The organism is Mesorhizobium sp. M0848 (assembly GCF_040319805.1).
GTDB lineage: Bacteria > Pseudomonadota > Alphaproteobacteria > Rhizobiales > Rhizobiaceae > Mesorhizobium.
In genome coordinates this window covers 28,527-48,731 of sequence record NZ_JAMYOM010000017.1, presented here as the reverse complement: position 1 = coordinate 48,731, position 20,205 = coordinate 28,527, and the positions used below count along the sequence as shown (strand labels likewise).

Genomic DNA, 20,205 nt, shown 5'->3' with positions numbered 1-20,205 from the left:
GTGAATGGACTGAAGTCGATCTCCTCAGAAGGAATTTGCGATGAAGAAAATCAGGAAGGCCGTGATACCGGTGGCGGGGCTTGGAACACGGTTCCTGCCGGCGACCAAGTCGATGCCGAAGGAAATGCTTCCCGTGGTCGACAGGCCTGTCGTGCAATATGCGGTGGACGAGGCCTTCGAAGCGGGCATCGAGCACATCGTCTTCGTGACCGGTCGCAACAAGGCGGTGATCGAGGACTATTTCGACCTGCATCCGGAATTGATCGGCACCCTGGAGCAGACCGGCAAGAAGACCCAGCTGGAGGCGCTCGAAAGCATGCTGCCTGTGGCCGGTGCCACCAGCTTCATCCGCCAGCAATCGCCGCAAGGCCTCGGCCATGCCGTCTGGTGCGCGCGCGAGGTTATCGGCAACGAGCCCTTTGCCTTGCTGCTGCCGGACATGGTGTCCTTCGGCGGGCGCGGATGCCTAGCCGAAACCGTCGAGCTTTATGAGCGCACGGGCGGCAACGTGATCGCCGTCGAGCGTTGCGAACCGAGCGAGACCAACAAATACGGCATCGTTGGCCGTGGCGCCGAGATCGGTGGCGGTTTCGAGGTGACGGCCATGGTCGAGAAGCCGGCGCCGGCCAATGCGCCGTCGAACTTCTACATCAACGGCCGCTACATCCTGCAGCCCGAGATTTTCGCTCTTCTGGGCAATCAGCAGCGCGGCGCCGGCAACGAGATCCAGTTGACGGATGCCATGGTTCGTCTGTCGAAGGATCAGCCGTTCTTCGCCCAGCCTTTCCTCGGCCGCATGTTCGACTGTGGTTCCAAGGAAGGGTTCATCCAGGCCAACATCGCCTTCGCGCTGGCGCGCGATGACATGAAGGGTCCGGTTTTCGAGATGCTTCAGGAGTTCGTCCGGTCGCATGAACGCCAGGAAGAAGCCGCATAATGCCCATCTTTCGGGAGCATGGTCCGATGGCTGGCGAAGAGGGGCCGGCAGGTTCTCGCCGTCTGGCACGACGCTTGCTTCGCTTCTGGCGATGCTCCCGATCTTCGAGGCGCCTGCAAGCCAAGGCATGATCCCGGAAAGTGGGTCCCGGTTTCCGGAAAAGATCATGTTGAAACAGTGAGATAGAGCCCATTGCGACGGACCGGCTCTAGAATTGGACCGAAGATGAATTATGCCAATTTTCCTCTCGACAAGAGGATGCCATTGCCGAATTCGGACGCAGGAGACGGCGAAGACTTCATCGATATCGAGCGGCTGCTTGGCATGGCCGCACGGCAGGCCAAGGTGGTTGCCGTGTGTGCCGTCATCGGTCTCTTCCTGGGCCTGTTCTATTTGCAGACAACGCCGCCCAAATATCAGTCGGTCGCGAGCGTGCTGATCGACGAAGGCTTGAACAAGATTGTCGACGATATCTCGGCGGCGTCGACAACCATGCAGACCGATTCCGCCATCCTGAGCCAGATCGAGATCCTGACCTCGACGCGGCTTGCCGCCGTGGTCGTCGACAAGCTGAAGCTCGACCAGAACGACACGTTCATGAATCCGCCCCAGTCGGCGCTTGCCCAAGGCATAGGCCTCATCCGCAGCGTGATCCAGTATGTCCGCCCCAGCCCTTCCCTTCCGGGTGGCGCCGACTTCAGCAAGCTCGACCCCGCCGCCCGCGATGCGCTGATCGCCACGTCGCGCCGCGACTACGCTATCCTCAAGCTGCAGAACGAGATCCGGGCGGAACGCGTCGGCCGAAGCTACGTCATCGCGCTCGGCTATCAGGCGACGGATCCGGCCTTGGCAAACGCCATCACCAAGGCCTATGCCGATGCCTATCTCGCCGATCAGCTCGATGCGAGCTTCGATGCCACCGAGCGGGCTGCGGTGTGGCTGCAGGGCCGGTTGACGGAGCTGCGCCAGAGTTCGCAGGCAGCTTCGCTCGCGGTTGAGAAATTCAGGGCCGAACATGGGCTGGCCGCCAACAGCGATGGCCAGCTGATGAGCGACAAGCAGCTTTCCGACCTCAACGCCCAGCTTATCGTGGCGCAGGCCGACACCGCACGCGCCAGCGCCCGCTACCAGCAGTACAAGGCCATTGTCGACAGCGGCTCCGAAAACGCCTTCAAAGATGCCGCCATATCGAGCGACCAGCCAAGCAGTTCGGTCATATCGGCGCTCAAGACCCGCTACCTCACAGTGGCCAAGCGGCTGCAGGACGTCGAGGCGAATTTCGGCCCCGAGCACCCGCAGGCGGTGGCTCTCTCCAAGGAGAAGGCCGACATATCGACGCAGATTTTCGGCGAGCTGAAGCAGCTGACCGAAAGCTATCGCAACGAATATGAGGTGGCGCAGGCACGCGAGACCGCGCTCAGGGCCAACGTCGCGGCCGCGCAAGGCAAGAGTTCCGTCGACAACCAGACGCAAGTCAAGCTGCGTGAACTCCATCAGCAGGCGACGGCGCTCACCACGCTCTATCAAACATTCCTGGGTCGTTACGAGGAAGCCGCGCAGCAGCAATCCTTCCCGGTCGGCAAAATCCGCATCATCTCGGACGCCTCGATGCCGTTTGCCGCGTCAAGCCCGCGCACCATCGTCGTGCTCGGACTTTCGCTGGTGCTTGGCCTGCTGATGGGCGCCGGCTTTGGTGGGCTGAACGAGTTCAATGAACGCTTCTTCAGGACCGGCGAGGACGTGCGCGACCGCGTCAACCTGAAATTCCTCGGCTATCTGCCGACGATCGGCGGCAAGCTCGGCAAGGAAGAAAAGCCGGGCGATATCCAGGTGGACGCTAAGACCACTCAATCGCTGTCGGCGGCCGAAAGGCGGGCGCGCATGCGGGTCAGCATCGATTCTCCAGCCTCGATGTTCTCCGAAACGCTGCGCAGCGCCAAGATCGCCTTCGACGTCGTGATGGAAGGGCAAGGCAGCCGCGTCATCGGCATTATCTCGGTGCTTCCCGGCGAGGGCAAGTCGACGGTCGCGGCAAATCTCGCGGGCTTGCTTGCCGCCAATGGCGCCAAGACGCTGCTGATCGACGGCGACTTGCGCAATCCCGGCCTCAGCCGGGGCCTTGGCATGGAAGCCGAGCAGGGTTTGATGGAAGCGGTTGTCAGCGGCCAGACTTGGCAGTCTGTCGGCAAGATCGACAGGCAGACGAAGCTGGCGATCATCCCGGCGGTGCTGCGCGGTCACTTCTCGCATACCAGCGAACTTCTCTCCTCGGCCGGCATGCGGCGCTTCATCGAGAACGCCAAGGAGACGTTCGAATACATCGTCGTCGATCTGCCGCCGCTCGGACCGGTGGTCGACGCCAAGGCCTTCGCCCCCTTGGTCGACGGGTTTGTCCTGGTCACCGAGTGGGGGCGCACGCCTCGCGCGATGGTCAGGTCGATGCTGGAATCCGAACCCTATGTCGCCAACAAGATCGTCGGCGCGGTGCTGAACAAGGTCGATTTGAAGAAACTGGCCAAATACGGATCGTTCGGTGGCTCGGAAAAGTTCTTCGATAAATATTCGAGCTACTATCTGGAAAAGTCGGAAGTGCGCGGCAAGGCGCCGGTCTGACATCGGTCATTGCGCGCGTGGGGCCACTTTGAGGTGTATCGATCTTCAGGTCAGCACACCTGAACATCGATGCGTCAGGAGAAGATCAGCCTGCCTTGCTTGTCGGCGATCCTGACGGCGGTCAGGCGTCCGCTCTGGAAGGCGGCTGTGTCGATGCCGAGCCGGCGCCCTTCGAGCTTCGGGACATCCACCGGCGTATGCCCGTGCACCACCCAGCGGTCGAGCAGGTGTGTTGCCTCGAAGAAGTCCGAACGGATGGTAATTAGGTCGTGGTCGGTTTGCGCCGCAAGGTCGACGCCGGGCCTGATGCCGGCGTGGACAAACACGAACTTCCGCGAACGGACCATGATCGGCAGCCCGCGTAGGAAGCTGACGTGATCCTCTGGAATGATCTCCCTTATGCGCCTGTCGATCTGCGCGCTGCTCCCGTAGAGGCTGGTGAGGCGCGCCGGATCGATGCCGTAGGAAAACAGGGTTTGCAGGCCGCCCGTCGCCAGCCAGGGCTCGCGCGACAAATGTCCGTCGAGATAGTTCAGCATGGCCACTTCGTGGTTGCCCGCAAGACAAATGCGCTGAAACCCTTTCGGCGCCGGCGCCAGAAGGTGATCGAGCACCCGCGCCGACTGGAGCCCCCGGTCGATGTAGTCGCCAAGCATGACGATGATCTTGCGGCTCTGGAAGCGCAGCGAATCGAGCAGGATGTTCTGCTCCAGGGCGCGGAGTTCCTTGTAGCAGCCATGCACGTCGCCGATCGCGTAGACAACGGCATCCTGCATGTCGATATCCAGGCGCGGACGCGCCGCGATGCGGGGTTTTCGCTGGAACAGGGTCACGTGCGGCGTCTCGAGGCGAACTCTCATGCGGAAGGCATAAGCGCCTGATATCTTGACCAAAACGGAGAATTCCGCAATCGTGGAAAATGCAACCACGCCGGGTTGGGACCGCCAATGCATGTCGCCCAAAAATGAGCTCGGTTTTGGAAGAACGGCCTGTGTGGAAACAAAGCCTGAATCCGCTCAGGCGCGACATGCTTTACGTCGGCCGTTGGGCCGGTAATGCCGGATCGTCGTCAGGCTGCCTTGAGCCGATAACGGAAAACGGTGTGGTCGAGCAGCAGCCGGATGCGTGGTTCGGCCTCGATCGCCACCAGCCAGCTTGCCGCGATCATCGTCGCGCCGACGACCGCCATCGAGAACAGATGTGGCAGACCGGCGCGGACCAGGATGCCGAGCAGGGCCGCGCCGACGACATCGTGCAGCAGGTAGAGCGGATAGGTCATCAGGCCGATCCGGCGCCAGCCGCTCCAGGAAAGGTCGAGCCGCAGCGACCATGCCATCAGCGCGATGCCGATGAGGAAGATGAGGATCGGCGGCGCGAACGGCATATCCCGCCCGACCTTCAGGATATGAACGTCGACCGAACTGGCGATCTGCAGCACACCACCGGCCAGGAACAGGGCGCAGAAGGCAAGTCGGGCGCCTGTCACCGCCTTGAAGCGCATCAGCCACAGCATGACGCCGGTGGCGAAGAAAACGCCGTGATGCACCAGAAGCAGGGCGAGCGTGCGTGTTTCGGCAAGATCGGCCCAGCCGAGCGGGTAATACAGGCACCAAAACAGCGTGCTGACCAAGCCGATGGCGACGGCCACAATCTCCATCAGATGGAAGCGGCCAAGGCTGAGTAAGATCCAGACGATAGCATAGAAGGCGATCTCGATGCCCAGCGTCCAGTAGACGCTGTCCACCCAAGGCGCGTACGGAACGAACAGGCCGGTGCGTAGGAGCCTGATAACGGCATCGGTCGGCCAACTGAGGCCGACAAGCAGCAGCACCACCGCCGTGACCGGTGCGCAGATCCAAACCGCCGGCGCCAGCCGTTTCACCCTTGCTTCGAAAAACTGTAGGGGTGTCGACCTTTCGGCGCTGAAGGCGATGACGAAACCGCTGATGACGAAGAAGATCTGGACGCCGACCCAGCCGGATTCGACCCAGGCGCCTATTGCCGGCTGCGGGGGAACGCCGCCCGTCGCGCGCGCCGAAACACCGTCCGGATACGCCCACACCCAGAAGCCATGGTGGTAAACCATGACCATGAGGGCGGCGAGAAAGCGCAGGATGTCGACGCCGCCAAATGTAATCTTCTTTTGAGCCATGCGACCTGTGTCGATGGCCCCCCGCAAGCACTGTAGGGCGCATTGCTGCGTTGCACAATAAAAGATTGCTCGTCGATCCGAAAAGCGGCCTCGACAAGCCAAAGCCTTCAGCCGCTCAAAGGCCGATCCCACGGTCCTTCAGGGCCTTGGTGATCTCCTCGATGATGATCGGATCGTCGATCGTCGCCGGCATGGTCCATTCTTCCTTGTCGGCGATCTTCTGCATGGTGCCGCGCAGGATCTTGCCCGAACGCGTCTTGGGCAGGCGCTTGATCGTCACCACCGTCTTGAAGGCGGCTACCGGGCCGATGCGTTCGCGCACCAGGCCGACCACCTCGTTCTCGATGGAGCCGACATCGCGGGTTACACCTGCGTTCAACACCACGAAGCCCAGCGGAACCTGGCCCTTCATGGCGTCGGCAATGCCGATGACCGCGCATTCGGCGACATCGGGATGGGCCGAAAGCACCTCTTCCATGGCGCCGGTCGAAAGCCGGTGGCCGGCGACATTGATGATGTCGTCGGTGCGGGCCATGACGTAGAGATAGCCGTCGTCGTCGACCATACCGGCATCCGCCGTCTTGTAGAAGCCGGGGAACTCGTCGAGATAGGCTTGGCGGAACCGTGCGTCGGCATGCCACAGCGTCGGCAGGCAGCCGGCCGGCAGCGGCAGTTTGACCACCACATTGCCCAGTGTGCCGCGAGGCACCTGATGGCCAGCATCGTCGAGCACGCGGATGTCGTAGCCGGGCATCGGCACGCCGGGCGAGCCGTATTTCACCGGCAGCAGGCCAAGGCCGGCGGGATTGATCGTCATCGGCGAGCCGGTCTCGGTTTGCCACCAATGGTCGACCACAGGCACGCCTAGCTTCTGCTCCGCCCATTTGATGGTTTCCGGGTCGGCGCGCTCGCCGGCAAGAAACAGCGTGCGGAATTTCGAGAGGTCGTGTTTGGCAATGAACTCGCCCTTCGGGTCCTGCCCCTTGATGGCGCGGAATGCGGTCGGCGCGGTGAACAGCGCGACCACGCCATGCTCCGCTATCACCCGCCAGTAGGTGCCGGCATCGGGCGTGCCGACAGGCTTGCCCTCGAACAGGATGCTGGTGCAGCCATGCAGCAGCGGTCCATAGACGATGTAGGAATGGCCGACCACCCAGCCGACATCGGACGCCGCCCAGAACACCTCGCCCGGCTTGACGCCGAACTCGTTTTCCATCGTCCATTTCAGCGCGACCATGTGGCCGCCATTGTCACGAACGATGCCCTTGGGCTGGCCGGTCGTGCCCGATGTGTAGATGATGTAGAGCGGATCGGTGGCCAGCACCGGCACGCAATCGACATTGGCGCCCGCTGCCCGTTCGCGGGCGACCGCATCGGCATAGTCGATGTCGAAATGCTCCTTCATCTCGCAGCGCAACTGGTCGCGCTGCAGGATCAGGCAGGCGTCCGGCTTATGGCGGGAGATCTCTATCGCCTTGTCGAGCAACGGCTTGTAGGCAACGACGCGGCCCGGCTCCAGGCCGCAGGATGCCGAAATGATCAGCTTCGGCCTGGCATCGTCGATGCGGGTGGCAAGCTCATGCGAGGCAAAGCCGCCGAAGACCACCGAATGCACCGCGCCGATGCGGGCGCAGGCGAGCATGGCGATGGCCGCCTCGGCCACCATCGGCATGTAGATGATGACGCGGTCGCCCTTGCCGATGCCGCGATTCTTCAGCACAGAGGTGAGTGCAACCACCTCGCGCTTCAGCTCGGCATAGGTGAACTTCCTGACCATTCCTGTGATGGCGCTGTCATGGATCAGCGCGATCTGATCGGCGCGCCCGCCCGCGACATGGCGGTCGATGGCGTTGTAGCAGGTGTTGCAGGTGGCGCCGGTGAACCAGCGGCCATAGACGCCGGCCGCGGCGTCGAACACCTTGTCCCAGGGCGAATACCAGTCGATGCCGCTAGCCGCGTCCGCCCAGAAGCGCTCCGGGTCGCGCTTCCAGCCTTCATAGACCTCGTGATAGCGTGAAGCCATCCGTACCTCCCCGGGAAATGTTTTCTTCCTTCCAGATAGCGCGCTCTAACCTTGGCCGCAAATCCACGCCATTGTGGCGACGGCATCGACCTGGCGCTTGGGGGCAAGCAGCTATGAATTGCGAGACAGGATTGGGGTTGGTGATGTTTGCTGCTGTGCGGTTCATCGGGCGCTTTGCGCAATCATCGGTCACGGGCGCCCTACTTGCTATGTCCACCGGAACCGCTGAAGCCGGCGATGCCGCGGCACGGCACATCATCGGCTTTTCGCCGGATGGCGCTTATTTCGCCTTCGAGCAATATGGAACGCTCGACGCCGGTGTCTCGGACTCCGGCTGGTCGCAGATCGATATCATCGATACCCGTACGGATCAGGTGGTTGGCGGCAAGCCGATCCTCGTCGTCGACGAGACGGAGGAAGCGACACTGACCCTGGAGCAGGCGAGGGCGCAGGCCGCCGCTCAGGCAGCGCCCGTTCTCGCCCAATATGCGATCACATCTGTGGCCGAGCAGGCCGCTTCCGACAAGTTTACCTTCCCGGGCGAAATGGTTGCCTACAACGACATCTCCCGCCTCGAACAGGTGTCGCGGAAATGGCTGGCGCCGCTCCATGGCGAAACAGGCATTTCGACCATCCAGCTCGACGAAATCCTGGCGGCCAGCGCGACCGATTGTTCGGCGAGTTTCGATGCGACGCAGCAAGGCGACCAGGCACTTCAAGGGGAAAAGCCACTTCAAGGTGAGAAGGCAGGCAAGGCGCTCGGCTTCCGGCTGACGCTCCAAGGCCAGGATGGCAAGCCGATCAAGATCCTGCACGAGGACAAGACCGTGCCGGGCTCAAGAAACTGCCCGACCTCCTACAGCCTGTCGGAATCCTACCAATTCACCCCGGCCGGCAAGCCGGCGGTGATCGTCGTGCTGGTCCAGCGTTTCAGCCAGGGTTTCGAGGGGCGCGATCGTCGCTTCCTCGCGGTGACCGGGCAGCCACGCTGAGAGGTTGCGCCCAGGCGCCGGCAGCCGCTGTGTCTGAAGGTTGTTTCTAGATCGGCAGGGCCACAAGCATGAAGCCAATGCCGCCAGCGATCAAAATGGCTGTAGCCAGCGCTTTTCTGTGACGTTCGAAGCTCGTCGGAGCTCGCTCCCAATTGTAACGCATACGCTATCTCCCCAATACCCGGACAGGTTTTATCTTACTTAGGGGAAGAAATGCAACGTCCGCTGCCGGCCGGCCCGCTGCTTGTCACATTTCACCGATGACTATTTCTGGGACGAATGCGGCCGGGAAGACGCAACCGAGCAGGTTCTAACGCGACTGGGGCGGAGAATCTGTCAGCAAAGCCGTTGGTCCGGTGCACTGGGCTCCCATGATCGGCTGATAGACAGCGCTCCACCTCCGCGCTATCTGATTTCCGGGATGAGCGTGGCTTGGAGGGGCGTGGTGGAAATAGTCTCTGGAACCGTTCTGCGGCTAGCCGAGGATGCCTCCGTGCAGCATGTGGGCGATGGCGCAGTCGTGCTTTTGGCGCGCAGCGGCCAGCTTTATACATGCAACGGCACGACCGAAGCCTTTCTCGACAAGGTGGACGGCGCGCGCAACCTCGACCAGATCGTCGACCTGCTTTGCGAGGAGTTCGAGGTTGACAAGGGGACGCTCGATCAGGACATGGCGGCACTGGCCACGGATCTGATCTCTGAAGGTATCCTCGCCGCGCCAGGTGCTTGATGGCTGACGGCCCGCTCCTGCGCGCTCTGTTTCGCTGCCATCTCTGGGCAAGCGCGCGGCTGATGCCGGTCCTTGTCACCAACCGGAGCTTCGAGGAGGTGCTCAAATGGGCGCCGCTCGCCTCGTCGACGCCCTATCGCGGTCTGCCGTCCGCCTACATCGTCGCGAGTGTCAACCGCGCCGTCCGCCATCCCTGGCTGATGCGTGACCGCAGGTGCCTGAGGGAGGGTCTGCTAGGTCATCGTTTCCTGCGCCTAGCCGGTTTCGATCCGGACCTGCGCTTCGGCGTCGATCCGCAGTCGATGCAAGCGCAGCGCCTGGCAGCGCATTGCTGGGTCTGCCTCGATGGCAGGCCGGTGGTCAGCGACAAGCTTCCCGGCATGGTCGAAATCTATCGTCATCATGCCGATGCCGTAAAGGCGCGCCCCGCTTGACCAGACCTTCAGCCTGCTATGGCCTCAACGGCCTGATCCTTGGCATATCGGCCGAGCGCCCCGAGCTGTGGCAGGATTTCGACCGGATGCTGGGCAGCCTGCGTATCGCGGAACCCGTCGAGCCGGACTTTCGTCTCGAGATCGCCGAGACAGTCACCTTGGACGAGGCACCCAACGGATCCCTCGTCTTCGATGGCGAGGTGCCGGAGGATGGTCACTGCCGGATGATCGAGGATGGTGGTATCATCCATCTGGTCTTTCCCGAGCGTCAGACCGTTGCCATCAATGGCGTGGCGGGCTGGGCCGAACTCCGGATCCGCCCTGGCGCGAAAGCCGCGTGGACACCGGCAATGCTGGTGCTCGACGCCGCGCTCGACGCCGGTGGCCAGCATATGCTGCACACTGCCGGCTTGACGTTGCCGGACAGCGATGCGGTGGTGCTGATCCATGCTCCGAGCGGCACCGGCAAGACCACGACGTCGCTCGCGCTGGCAACACAGGGCTTTGGCCTCTGCTCCGACGACGCCATGATCCTGAATGTCGCTTCTGGCAAGGTCGTCGCCTGGGGCTTGCCGCGCGCCGTAAAAATCCACCAGAAGACTGCCGAAATGATCCCGCAGGTGGCGCGATGCCTTGGCCAGACGTGGGATCGCAACAGCGAACAGCCCGTCCCGCTTGAAAGGCTGAGTGGGATCGTTCGGGTCGAAAACGCGACCGCCCGGCCGGTGGCGGCCCTCCTGCACCTGGCGCGTTCCGCCGACAGCCAGACCCGGCTCGTCGCCATGGCCGGGACCGACGCAATGGTGGCGCTGGCAGTGGACAATGTCCGCACGGGCATGACCGGGCTGCTGCCCATGCAGAAGCGCCGGCTGGCGACCATCGGCGGGCTGGTCAATGCGGTGCCGACCTTCCGGCTGGAGGTGGGCGCGCGCCCGGCTGACGCTGCGGCGCTGATCAGCGCCACCCTGGATTGACGTCAAGTCAGGCTACTTGCGGCCTGGCCTTGGCCAATCTCTGGATCCACCGGAAGGCGTCGCGGCGCAGGCGCGAGCCCAGTCTGTCCCTGGAATTGACGCCGAGCAGCGTATTCGTGGTGATCAACCGCTTGGCCAGCCGTATCGAGAGATCGGGCTTGATCCGGGCGGCGAGTTCAAGCGCTCGGCTCTCCTTGAACAATTGGCCCGTCACATCGAGCACAACAGCCAGTTCGAGTTCGATGCCGGTCATGCGGGCAGCATCGAACAGGCATGTTTCCGCTTCCGGCGACTGCAGCGCCCGCACCCCTTGCAGCACGTCGACGCAAAGCTGCAGCCGGTGGAATTTGTGGCCGCCGGCGGCGTGAACGATGGCGATCGTCAGAAGAGCCGCCGGCGTGTCGGTCGCGTCGCCGTCAATGGCGCGCAATTCTGGGAAACCCAGCGACAGGCGCCGCCGCATGCCGGTGTCATGCACGAGGTCGCCATGCAGTTCGACCAGCAGGCTGGAATTCTCCTTTTCGAGCCATTTGAATTCCTGCAATTCGTAGGATTCGGCCTCGTTGCTGCCAAGCTCGAAGCCGCATGCCGCGATCACCCGGTTTGCCCTGGCCAGATTGGCGGGTTCGACGAGGATGTCGATATCGGTGAACGGCCTGTCGGCGACGTTGCGGTAGAGCTTTCGCGCGAAGGCCGGCCCCTTGACGATCCGCGCCGGAATATTGTCCGCCGCCAGTCCCTTCATGATGCGGTCGCCATGATACTTCAACAGCATCGACTGGCCGGTGGCGATCGTCGCTTTCTGGCGCAGGTCCTCCAGTTTGTCTCCCAACTCCTGATCCGATGGCAGTTGCGCGTCGCCGCTGAGCTTGCGCAGCATGATCGGCAGGACGCCATGGAATTCGGCGTTGTCGAGCAGCGACATCAGCGTCTTTGCCGACAAATTATCGACGTCGACAGTCGGCGCTTCCGGATCTGCGTAGCGCAGCAGCAGCTTTTCTTCGGCAGGGGTAAGCGGTGGCAGCATCAACCCGGACAATGTTGCGATTGAAGGGAAAGATGTTGCAGAAAAGCAGGGTGGAAGCCAGCTTTACATACCCCAGCGCAGCGCTGCCGTGTGTACCGGCGCATCCCAAAATCCGGTCGTCTCGTCGTCGAGCATGGTCAGCGTGATCGAGCAGCCGGCCATGTCGAGCGAAGTGACGTAGCAGCCGACCAGCGAACGGGCCACCGTCACGCCACGCTTCTCGAAGATCAGCCGTGCGCTGTTGTACATCAGATAGAGTTCCATCAGCGGCGTGCCGCCGAAGCCGTTGACGAACAGCAGCGCCGGGCCTTTCGCCTTGTCGCCGAGATCGCCCAGGATCGCGGCACAAATCTCCTGCGCGATCGCATCGGCGCTTTTCAACGTGTCGCGCCGGCGACCGGGCTCGCCATGGATGCCGACGCCGAATTCCATCTCGCCGTCGCCGATGCCGAAAGTCGGCTTGCCCGCCGCCGGCACCGTGCAACTGGTCAGCGCCACGCCCATCGAGCGGGTTGCCGTGTTGACGCGGTCGCCCAGCGCCTTCAACGGCGCCAGCGCCAGGCCATGTTCGGCCGCCGCGCCGACGATCTTTTCCACCACCAGCGTGCCGGCGACGCCACGCCGGCCCGTCGTATAAGAAGAATTCTCGACGGCGACATCGTCATTGGTCACGATCTGCTGGACGCCTTCCGACATCTCGGCCGCCATGTCGAAGTTCATCACGTCGCCCTCATAGTTCTTGACGATGAACAGGCAGCCGGCGCCGGTGTCGACGGCTTGCGCCGCCGCCAGCATCTGGTCCGGTGTCGGCGAGGTGAACACCTGGCCGGGGCAGGCGGCGTCCAGCATGCCGTGACCGACAAAGCCGCCATGCAGCGGCTCGTGGCCGGAGCCGCCGCCCGAGATCAGCGCCACCTTGCCCGGCCGCAAGGTCTTGCGCCGGATGAATTTGTGCGCGTCGCCAAGCACCAGGATGTCGGCATGGGCGGCCACGAATCCGTCGAGGCTCTCGGTCAGCACCGTGTCCACCGAGTTCATGAACTTCTTCACGATCGTCTCCTCCGGAAATAGGCCTTCCAAACAATTCCAGGAAAAGTGTGTCGCGTTTTTTCCGGAATTGCGTAAAACAAAGCGTTCGATCAGCTACCCTTGCCAGTGATGCTGGTGATCTTCTGGATGAAGTCGTTTACCGCTTTGTCGAGCGCGGCGTTCTGCTTGTCGTCGCCGAAATCCGGCACGATCAGCGAGACATGCCGCGTCTTGCGCATGCCTGATGCGATCGACATTTTTCCCGGATGCGCCTGATGGTAGGCGGCGAGAAACTGGTCACGCTCGGCCGGGCTGAAATGGCACACCGAAAATATAGCCGGCAAATGTTTTGACGGAATCGGGATCGAATAGGCCGGGCTGGAAATCTGCGTGACGAAGCTGCGGTGCTTGCCGAGCGCATCGGCAAGGCGCTGGCGCATGCCGGATGGGCGCTGGTCGATGACGTGCGACAGGATCGTCTTGTAGGCGCGGATCGCCTCCTCGGAGCCAGGTTCGGGTTTGATGTCGACCATGCCAGCCGCGCCTAGACAGAAACGTCCGCGATGGCTGCCTTGGCCATGGCGAGTTGCGCCGGAGCGACGGAAAGATCGCGCAGGCCGGCCTCGAGCAGTGACGGTATCGAGGCGGGATCGCCGCCGGCATCGCCGCACAGGCTGACCGGTATTTTTTCTCGTTCGCCAAACGCGGTCACGGCAGCGATCAGCCGCAGCACGGCTGGATGACGGACCGAATTGAGATGCGCCACGGCAGCGTTATCGCGGGCAGCCGCCATGACATACTGGGTGAGGTCATTGGAGCCGATCGAGAAGAAGGCGGCATCAGTAAAGGCTTCCGGCACGATCGCCACCGAAGGCACCTCGACCATGATGCCAAGCGGCGGCATCTTGTGCGCGATGCCGCGCGTGGCAAGCACCGCCTGCTCCTCGGCGAACATCGCCGCTGCCTGCCTGTATTCCTCAACAATGGCGATCATCGGGAACATCACTTTCAGACTGCCATGCACGGCGGCGCGCAGCAGCGCACGGATCTGTACACGAAACACCTCCGGTCTTGCCAGCGACAGCCTGATTCCGCGTTGGCCGAGGAACGGATTGCTCTCGTCGACCGTGAAGCCTGGCACCGGCTTGTCGCCGCCGGCATCGACGGTGCGGATCGTCACCGGCTTGTCGCCGGCCCACTCCAGCACCTTGCGGTAGGCGCGATACTGCGTCTCCTCATCCGGCAGCGACTTGCCGAACAGGAATTCGGTGCGCATCAGGCCGACACCGTCGCAGGTGGCGATGTCGATGCCGTCGACTTCGGACGGGTCGGCGATGTTGACCTGCACGCGTACCGGCGTGCCGGTCCTGGTCGCCGCCGGCCGCGCCAGGAAAGTCCCGGCTTGGTCGCGGCGCACCGTGAACGACGAAGACAATTGGCGGAAGGCGTCGATTTCAGCCTTGGACGGCAACAGCACGATGCCGCCATGTTCGGCATCGAGCAGTGCAATGCCGGCAAAGTGAGCCGGCAAAGCACCAAGCCCGACTATCATGGGCACGCCGCGCGAGCGCGCCAGCATGGCGACGTGGCTGGCTGTGCTGCCCGCCTTCAGCGCGATGCCGCCGCCGCTGCTCCAGTCGGATTCGAGAAAGCGCGTCGGCGCGATGTCCTCGCCGCAGAGAATGGCGCCGGCTGGAACCTGGACGTCACCAGCCTCGGTCAGGGCCCGCAGCACCTGATCCCTGATGTCGCGTATGTCGGCGGCACGTGCGCGAAAGTAATCCTGGTCGGAAGCATCGTAGCCGGCGATTTCGGCGTCGAGCGCCTGCCGCCATGCCTGATCGGCCGGCTGGCCGGCGTGGATAGCGGCAAAGGCCGGGCTGCTCAGCGCATCATCTTCCAGCATGGCGATCTGGAACTCGAGGATGTCGGCGGCGTCGCCTTCAGCCGCGTCTATCAATGCGGTGAGGCGGCCCGCCGCGATGGCGATTGCGGTTTCGAGCGCCGCCTTCTCGTCGTCGGCCGTTTCTTTGCCGACATAGGAGCCGACAGTCTGGTCGAGATCGAACAGCGGCCCTTCGGCATAGCCGGCCGAGGCCGAAATGCCTTGCAGCCTAAGCGGTTCGGACATGGTCCGTGCCTTCGTCGAAATCGCGGCGCACCAGCTCGACCAGCGCATCGACGGCATCATCGGCGCCGTCGCCGCTGGCCCTGATATGCAGCAGCGTGCCTTTCGGCGCCTTGGCCGCCATCACCTTGACGATGCTCTTGGCGTCGAACCATGGCCCGTTGGCGGCCAGCGCTATTTCCACCTCGGCGGCGAAAGTCTTGGCCAGCTTGGTGAACTTCACCGAAGGACGCGCGTGCAGGCCCACCTCGTGGGTGACGACAACGGTCGCTTCGGCGGATGCGGACATGTCTTCAAGCTTCCCGTTCACTCACGACGGCGACAATTCGTGCGCCGTCGCCACCACTTCCCTGAGCGAGGCGCCGCCTGAGGCCTCGGTCGCCGCCATCACCGCGCCTTCGACGATCGGCGCGTTGCAGACGATGATCTTGTGCGAGCGTGGCTCGCCGATCATCTCCACCGCCATTTCCGAGTTGGTCTCGGCACCGCCGAGATCGACCAGAATGGCGACACCGGCTTCCGACCAGGCCTTGTCGATGGCGCCCATGATCGCCTCGACATTGGTGCCGAGCCCGCCATGGCCGTTTCCGCCGCACCATGCAAGCGGCACTTCGTCGCCCACCATCTGGCGCACCATGTCGGCCGTGCCCTCGGCAACCAGCGGCGAATGCGAAACGATGACGATGCCGACATTGCTCATGGCTGACCTTCCAACGTTTCGACGATCGTGCGCACCAGAAGCGCGGTCGAACGTGCACCGGCATCCATGTGGCCGATCGAGCGGTCGCCAAGGAACGAGGCGCGGCCACGCAAGGCTTTCATAGGCACGGTCGCCTCGGCCGCCGCGTCGGCGATATCGGCGATTTCAAGAGCTGTCTTTCCCTGCAGCAGCGCGTCATGCACCGGCTGCAGCACGTCGAGCAGGGTTTTTTGTCCGATCTGCGATTTGCCCCGCGCGGCCACCGCTTCGATTGCCTTGCCGAACGCTGCCGTCAGATTGGCGCGATTAGGCGCCGCTGAAATCTCCTTGCCGAGCGCCAGGAACAGGGTGCCGAATAGCGGGCCGGAGGCGCCGCCGACCGTCATCACCAGCTTGGTGCCGATCGCCTTCAGGGCATCGGGCAGCGGTTTGGCCGAAAATGCTTCGGCTTCGGCGCGCACGGCCTCGAAGCCGCGCTTCATGTTCAGCCCGTGGTCGCCGTCGCCGATCGCCTGGTCGAGCGCCGTCAACTCCTCGGCGTGAGCGGCAATGGTATCCGCAGCGGCCGCGATCAGCCGGGCAAGGTTCAATGCCGCCATGTCACCCGCAGTATCGAAAGAACGCTCATTCGACAACTGGAGCATGAATCAGGCCGCTTCGTGGAGCGCGGCCGCCGCCGCGAAAACCTCGGCCACTGCATAGGCGCCGGGGTCGGCCACGCCTTGCAGCTTGCTGCCGACATAGGCGGACCGCCCGGATTTTGCCCTGTCCATGGCAGCGGTGGCCTCGGCACCATGGCGAGCCGCGATAGCCGCTTCGTCCAGGCTCTTGGCATCGAGCGCTCTGAGGGCAGGCTCCAGGGCATCGACCATTGTACGATCCCCCATCCTTGCGCCGCCATAAAAGGTCATCCGCTCAAGGCCGGCAAGCAGCGCCTTGGCCAAGCTCGCGCCGCTATCCAGAGCCTGCGCCGCCGCCGTGAAGAAGATCGACAGCAGCACGCCGCTGGAGCCGCCCATCGAGGCGCTCAGAATGTCGCCCATCGCGCCAAGGGTCGCCGCCGGCTCGGCAAGCGGCAGCGCATCAAGCCGCTCGAGGATGCTGCGCGCGCCGGTCGCCACCGTCGAGCCCGTGTCGCCGTCGCCCGCCTTGGCGTCGAGCCCGTTCAACGTGGTTTCCAGCGCGATCAGTCGTTCGCAGATGGTGACGAGAAGAGAGCGGGTCCGTGCATCCTGGCTGGGCTTGCGTGCCGCGCTCTGTCCGGCCGCTTTCGCCATCGGCACCACGGCAGGCGGCACAACCGGCTTTGCCGGCATCCAGGCGTGCGGACCGACCGGCGCCTGCAAGGCCGTCTCGCGCGCGGGGTCGAGCCGGATCAGCGACAGCGAGAAGCCGTTCATGTTGAGCGCCGTCATCAGCGGGCCCGGGCCGATCGCCAGCTTGATGGTTTTGGCCAGCGGCGAGGCAAGCACTGCGTTGGCGATAACGGACATTTCGAGCGGCGGCACCGAACCGAGATTATTGATCAGCAAGGCGTGGCCGGCCTTGGGATCAAGCCGTGCCGCTAGGCGCGCCGCCATGATCGCCACCAGCCTGTCGGCGCTCTGCACCGCAATCCGCTCGACGCCCGGCTCGCCATGGATGCCGAGGCCGAGCTCGCCATCGTTCTCGCCGAACCTGTCTTCGTGCGGCTGGCCGGGAATCGAGCAGGACGACAGCGACATGCCGAGCGAAACAACGTCCTTCGCTGCCGCTCGCGCGACAGCCGCTATATCGGCAAGATCGTGCCCGGTCTCCGACAGGTGGCCTGATATCTTGTGGACGAACAAGGTGCCGGCAACGCCGCGCGGCTGGGCAATGTCGGGCAGCGCGATGTCGTCGGCGACGATCACCATCTCGACGGCAAAACCCTCGGCGCGCGCCTTCTCTGCCGCGAGGCCGAAATTGAGACGGTCGCCGGTGTAGTTCTTGACGATCAGCAGGCAGCCGGCCGAACCGGTGACCGCGCGAATCGCTGCCAGCACCGCCTCGACGCTTGGCGAGGCAAAGATCTCGCCCGAAACCGCCGCCGTCAGCATGCCCTTGCCGACGAAGCCGGCATGGGACGGTTCGTGCCCGGCCCCGCCGCCGGAGACGACGCTGACTTTCGTCCTGTCCCAGTCGGTGCGCAGGATGACCTTGATCTCGGGATAGCCGTCGAGGCGCGCGAGATCGCCGGAGCCAATGGTCCGTAACAGGCCGTCGAGCGCCTCGGTGACGATCGTTTCCCTGCGATTGAAAAAGTGCTTCATCGAATTCGTCCCGTACTGGCAAAGTCAAAACCGGTGCTGAATCACCGAAAACCGCTCACATCAATCGCTGTCCATCGGCGTCGAAATACAGCGGCGCCCGGTAGCGGATCACCACTCTGTCGCCCTGCGCCAGATCCGTGTCGGGATCGGTCAGCGTCACCAGTTTCTTGGTCCCTACCGTCACATGCAAATGGTTCTGATCACCGAGATGCTCCACCCAGTCGACAACGCCGTCGGCGTGACCATTCGCGGCCTTCGCGATCGAAAGATGTTCGGTGCGCGCGCCGATCGTCTTGGTCCCGGCCGGTGCGCCGCCGTCAGGCAGCAGTCCGGTTGGCAGAAGATTGATCGCCGGCTGGCCGAGCCTTGCCGCGACATGCAGGTTTGCCGGCTCGGAATAGATGGTGCGCGGCGAACCGATCTGCACCAGCACGCCATCGGCAAGGATGCCGATACGGTCGGCCATGGTCATCGCCTCGATCTGATCATGCGTGACATAAAGCATGGTGGCGCCGAGTTCGGTCTGGATGCGCTTCAGCTCGAGCCTGAGATCGCCGCGCAGCTTGGCATCGAGCGACGACAGCGGCTCGTCCATCAGGTAGATCGAGGGCTTGCGCACCAGCGCCCGGCCGATGGCAACGCGCTGCATTTCGCCGCCCGAAAGCTTGGTCGAGCGATTGGCGAGCTTGTGATGGATGCGCACCATCCTGGCCACCTCCTCGACCCGGCGGCGGATCTGCTCTTCCGGCATCTTTCGGGCCGGTGAGCGCAGCGGGAAGGCGAGATTGTCGAACACCGACAGATGCGGATAGAGCGAATATTGTTGGAACACAAAAGCCGTGTCGCGCTCCGCCGGCGACAGTGTCGTGGCATTGTGTCCGCCGATCTCGATCGTGCCGGTATCCGGCCGTTCCAACCCGGCGATGAGCCGCAGCGTCGTTGTCTTGCCGGCCCCGGTCGGCCCGAGCAGCACGACGAATTCACCATCTGCTATGTGCAGGTCGAGGCCGTCGACGGCGACATGGTCGCCGAAACTCTTGGTCACGTTCTTGATGTGCACCTCAGCCATGCTGGGCCCTCCGCTCCGAGGCGACATCGTGGATCGCGGTTCTCACCGCGCGGCCGGACCCCTTCTCGAACAGCGACAGCCGCGCGCTGCTCAGCGTCAGGCCGACATGATCGCCGGTCGAGAGCCGGATTTCAGCCGGCACGCGCGCCTTGATGATGCCGTCCGCCGTCTCCACCGCGACGATCTGCGTGGTGCCGAGATATTCGGTGCCATAGATGGCGCCACGCAGCTTGGAGGCGTCGTCGAAGCGTATGTGCTCCGGGCGGATGCCGAGCGCCATGTCGCTCGGTGCGATGTCCTCGCGCACCTCCGGCACCGCCACCTTTGCACCTTGCACGATGATCTCCCTGGCGCCCTTGGCGAGTCCGCCGCCAAATCCCAGAAAGTTCATCGGCGGCGAGCCGATGAAGTCGGCGACGAACATGGTCGCCGGGCGGTCGTAGATTTCGCGTGGGCTTCCGAATTGTTCGATGACACCATGGTTCATCACCGCGATCTTGTCGGCCATCGACATCGCTTCCATCTGGTCGTGCGTGACATAGACCGTCGTGGCGTGGATGCGGTTGTGCAGCTCGCGCAGCTCGCGGACCATCAGATCGCGGAATTCGGTGTCGAGCGTGCCGAGCGGCTCATCCATCAGGAAGCATTTTGGCCGCCGCACGATGGCGCGGCCGAGCGCGACGCGCTGGCGGTCGCCGCCGGCCAGGCCGGAGACGGATTTGTTGAGCAGATGGTCGATGCGCAGCAGCTTCGCCGTCTCCTCGACACGGGTGCGGATTTCGGCCGAAGGCATGCCTTGCGCCAGGAGCGGGAAGCCGATGTTCTTGCGCACATTCATGTGCGGATAGAGCGCGAAGAGCTGAAAGACGAAGGCGATGTCGCGCTCGCGGGCCCGCAGCATGGTGACGTCGTCGCCGCCGAGCAGGATCTGGCCGCCGGTCGGCAATTCGAGTCCCGCGATCATGCGCAAGGTCGTCGTCTTGCCGCAGCCGGACGGGCCGAGCATGACGAAGAACTCGCCATCCTCGACAACGAAGTTGGAATCCTGCACGGCGACGAAATCGCCGAAGGCCTTTCTCAGGTGCTGGACGCGGATTTCGGCCATG

The 20,205-nt window shown here is 63.5% G+C and carries 19 protein-coding genes; 6 read left to right on the top strand and 13 right to left on the bottom strand.

What is annotated here, in order from left to right:
• Positions 1-40: 40 nt before the first annotated feature.
• Together NKH95_RS20045 and NKH95_RS20040 are read left to right on the top strand one after the other, a co-directional pair.
• Positions 41-937, top strand: coding sequence for a UTP--glucose-1-phosphate uridylyltransferase (locus NKH95_RS20045; RefSeq protein ID WP_013528099.1), 897 nt, complete (start codon positions 41-43; stop codon positions 935-937).
• Between the two features lie 225 nt (positions 938-1,162).
• Complete coding sequence (locus tag NKH95_RS20040; protein ID WP_352892667.1) at positions 1,163-3,550, top strand: polysaccharide biosynthesis tyrosine autokinase; 2,388 nt, start codon at positions 1,163-1,165, stop codon at positions 3,548-3,550.
• 74 nt (positions 3,551-3,624) lie between these two features.
• Here NKH95_RS20040 and NKH95_RS20035 read toward each other — a convergent pair whose 3' ends face one another.
• From NKH95_RS20035 to NKH95_RS20025, 3 genes are all read right to left on the bottom strand, one after another.
• Positions 3,625-4,383, bottom strand: a complete 759-nt coding sequence (locus NKH95_RS20035; RefSeq protein ID WP_023811603.1) for a metallophosphoesterase family protein — start codon at positions 4,381-4,383, stop codon at positions 3,625-3,627.
• A 236-nt stretch (positions 4,384-4,619) separates the two neighbouring features.
• Entirely contained in the window at positions 4,620-5,702 is a 1,083-nt protein-coding gene (locus tag NKH95_RS20030) for an acyltransferase family protein (RefSeq protein ID WP_352892665.1), read from the bottom strand.
• A 115-nt stretch (positions 5,703-5,817) separates the two neighbouring features.
• A complete protein-coding gene (locus tag NKH95_RS20025) occupies positions 5,818-7,725 on the bottom strand; it encodes a propionyl-CoA synthetase (RefSeq protein WP_352439747.1) in 1,908 nt (635 codons plus the stop codon).
• Positions 7,726-7,934: 209 nt separating this feature from the next.
• Between NKH95_RS20025 and NKH95_RS20020 the strand changes: the two genes are divergently transcribed.
• From NKH95_RS20020 to NKH95_RS20005, 4 genes are all read left to right on the top strand, one after another.
• Positions 7,935-8,717 carry a DUF2259 domain-containing protein gene (locus tag NKH95_RS20020; protein WP_031213397.1) on the top strand — a complete coding sequence of 261 codons (783 nt, stop codon included), beginning with the start codon at positions 7,935-7,937 and terminating at the stop codon, positions 8,715-8,717.
• Between the two features lie 244 nt (positions 8,718-8,961).
• Complete coding sequence (locus NKH95_RS20015) at positions 8,962-9,447, top strand: PqqD family protein (RefSeq protein ID WP_245273226.1); 486 nt, start codon at positions 8,962-8,964, stop codon at positions 9,445-9,447.
• On the top strand, positions 9,447-9,881 hold the full coding sequence (locus NKH95_RS20010) for a lasso peptide biosynthesis B2 protein (protein WP_023811607.1): 435 nt from the start codon (positions 9,447-9,449) through the stop codon (positions 9,879-9,881). The genes NKH95_RS20015 and NKH95_RS20010 overlap by 1 nt, the downstream gene beginning before the upstream one ends.
• Positions 9,878-10,855: a phosphoenolpyruvate carboxykinase (ATP) gene (locus NKH95_RS20005; protein WP_023811608.1), complete on the top strand. Its 978-nt coding sequence runs from the start codon at positions 9,878-9,880 to the stop codon at positions 10,853-10,855. Before NKH95_RS20010 ends, NKH95_RS20005 begins: the two co-directional genes overlap by 4 nt.
• Before the next feature lie 7 nt (positions 10,856-10,862).
• Here the strand turns inward: NKH95_RS20005 and NKH95_RS20000 are convergent, their stop codons facing one another.
• From NKH95_RS20000 to NKH95_RS19955, 10 genes are all read right to left on the bottom strand, one after another.
• Positions 10,863-11,882 carry a nucleotidyltransferase family protein gene (locus tag NKH95_RS20000; protein ID WP_023811609.1) on the bottom strand — a complete coding sequence of 340 codons (1,020 nt, stop codon included), beginning with the start codon at positions 11,880-11,882 and terminating at the stop codon, positions 10,863-10,865.
• A 63-nt stretch (positions 11,883-11,945) separates the two neighbouring features.
• Complete coding sequence (dhaK, locus tag NKH95_RS19995) at positions 11,946-12,932, bottom strand: dihydroxyacetone kinase subunit DhaK (protein ID WP_128302873.1); 987 nt, start codon at positions 12,930-12,932, stop codon at positions 11,946-11,948.
• An 89-nt stretch (positions 12,933-13,021) separates the two neighbouring features.
• Positions 13,022-13,444: a hypothetical protein gene (locus tag NKH95_RS19990; RefSeq protein WP_128302874.1), complete on the bottom strand. Its 423-nt coding sequence runs from the start codon at positions 13,442-13,444 to the stop codon at positions 13,022-13,024.
• 11 nt (positions 13,445-13,455) lie between these two features.
• The gene (ptsP, locus tag NKH95_RS19985; RefSeq protein WP_128302875.1) at positions 13,456-15,042 is read right to left on the bottom strand and encodes a phosphoenolpyruvate--protein phosphotransferase; all 1,587 of its coding nucleotides are present in this window, start codon (positions 15,040-15,042) and stop codon (positions 13,456-13,458) included.
• The gene (locus NKH95_RS19980) at positions 15,026-15,328 is read right to left on the bottom strand and encodes an HPr family phosphocarrier protein (RefSeq protein WP_023811613.1); all 303 of its coding nucleotides are present in this window, start codon (positions 15,326-15,328) and stop codon (positions 15,026-15,028) included. The genes ptsP and NKH95_RS19980 overlap by 17 nt, the downstream gene beginning before the upstream one ends.
• Positions 15,329-15,349: 21 nt before the next feature.
• On the bottom strand, positions 15,350-15,739 hold the full coding sequence (dhaM, locus tag NKH95_RS19975; protein WP_013528085.1) for a dihydroxyacetone kinase phosphoryl donor subunit DhaM: 390 nt from the start codon (positions 15,737-15,739) through the stop codon (positions 15,350-15,352).
• Positions 15,736-16,338, bottom strand: a complete 603-nt coding sequence (gene dhaL / locus NKH95_RS19970) for a dihydroxyacetone kinase subunit DhaL (protein ID WP_023811614.1) — start codon at positions 16,336-16,338, stop codon at positions 15,736-15,738. Before dhaL ends, dhaM begins: the two co-directional genes overlap by 4 nt.
• Before the next feature lie 48 nt (positions 16,339-16,386).
• On the bottom strand, positions 16,387-18,030 hold the full coding sequence (locus NKH95_RS19965; protein ID WP_023811615.1) for a dihydroxyacetone kinase subunit DhaK: 1,644 nt from the start codon (positions 18,028-18,030) through the stop codon (positions 16,387-16,389).
• Positions 18,031-18,085: 55 nt separating this feature from the next.
• Complete coding sequence (locus NKH95_RS19960) at positions 18,086-19,099, bottom strand: ABC transporter ATP-binding protein (protein WP_023811616.1); 1,014 nt, start codon at positions 19,097-19,099, stop codon at positions 18,086-18,088.
• The gene (locus NKH95_RS19955) at positions 19,092-20,204 is read right to left on the bottom strand and encodes an ABC transporter ATP-binding protein (RefSeq protein ID WP_023811617.1); all 1,113 of its coding nucleotides are present in this window, start codon (positions 20,202-20,204) and stop codon (positions 19,092-19,094) included. Before NKH95_RS19955 ends, NKH95_RS19960 begins: the two co-directional genes overlap by 8 nt.
• Between the last annotated feature and the right edge of the window lies 1 nt (position 20,205).

Coding starts and splice junctions, on each gene's coding strand:
- NKH95_RS19990 (WP_128302874.1), bottom strand. CDS start 13,444: ATGGTCGACATCAAACCCGAACCTGGCTCCGAGGAGGCGATCCGCGCC.
- NKH95_RS20030 (WP_352892665.1), bottom strand. CDS start 5,702: ATGGCTCAAAAGAAGATTACATTTGGCGGCGTCGACATCCTGCGCTTT.
- NKH95_RS20040 (WP_352892667.1), top strand. CDS start 1,163: ATGAATTATGCCAATTTTCCTCTCGACAAGAGGATGCCATTGCCGAAT.
- NKH95_RS19965 (WP_023811615.1), bottom strand. CDS start 18,030: ATGAAGCACTTTTTCAATCGCAGGGAAACGATCGTCACCGAGGCGCTC.
- NKH95_RS20010 (WP_023811607.1), top strand. CDS start 9,447: ATGGCTGACGGCCCGCTCCTGCGCGCTCTGTTTCGCTGCCATCTCTGG.
- NKH95_RS20000 (WP_023811609.1), bottom strand. CDS start 11,882: ATGCTGCCACCGCTTACCCCTGCCGAAGAAAAGCTGCTGCTGCGCTAC.
- NKH95_RS20025 (WP_352439747.1), bottom strand. CDS start 7,725: ATGGCTTCACGCTATCACGAGGTCTATGAAGGCTGGAAGCGCGACCCG.
- NKH95_RS19980 (WP_023811613.1), bottom strand. CDS start 15,328: ATGTCCGCATCCGCCGAAGCGACCGTTGTCGTCACCCACGAGGTGGGC.
- NKH95_RS20045 (WP_013528099.1), top strand. CDS start 41: ATGAAGAAAATCAGGAAGGCCGTGATACCGGTGGCGGGGCTTGGAACA.
- ptsP (WP_128302875.1), bottom strand. CDS start 15,042: ATGTCCGAACCGCTTAGGCTGCAAGGCATTTCGGCCTCGGCCGGCTAT.
- NKH95_RS19955 (WP_023811617.1), bottom strand. CDS start 20,204: ATGGCCGAAATCCGCGTCCAGCACCTGAGAAAGGCCTTCGGCGATTTC.
- NKH95_RS19960 (WP_023811616.1), bottom strand. CDS start 19,099: ATGGCTGAGGTGCACATCAAGAACGTGACCAAGAGTTTCGGCGACCAT.
- dhaL (WP_023811614.1), bottom strand. CDS start 16,338: ATGGCGGCATTGAACCTTGCCCGGCTGATCGCGGCCGCTGCGGATACC.
- NKH95_RS20020 (WP_031213397.1), top strand. CDS start 7,935: ATGTCCACCGGAACCGCTGAAGCCGGCGATGCCGCGGCACGGCACATC.
- dhaM (WP_013528085.1), bottom strand. CDS start 15,739: ATGAGCAATGTCGGCATCGTCATCGTTTCGCATTCGCCGCTGGTTGCC.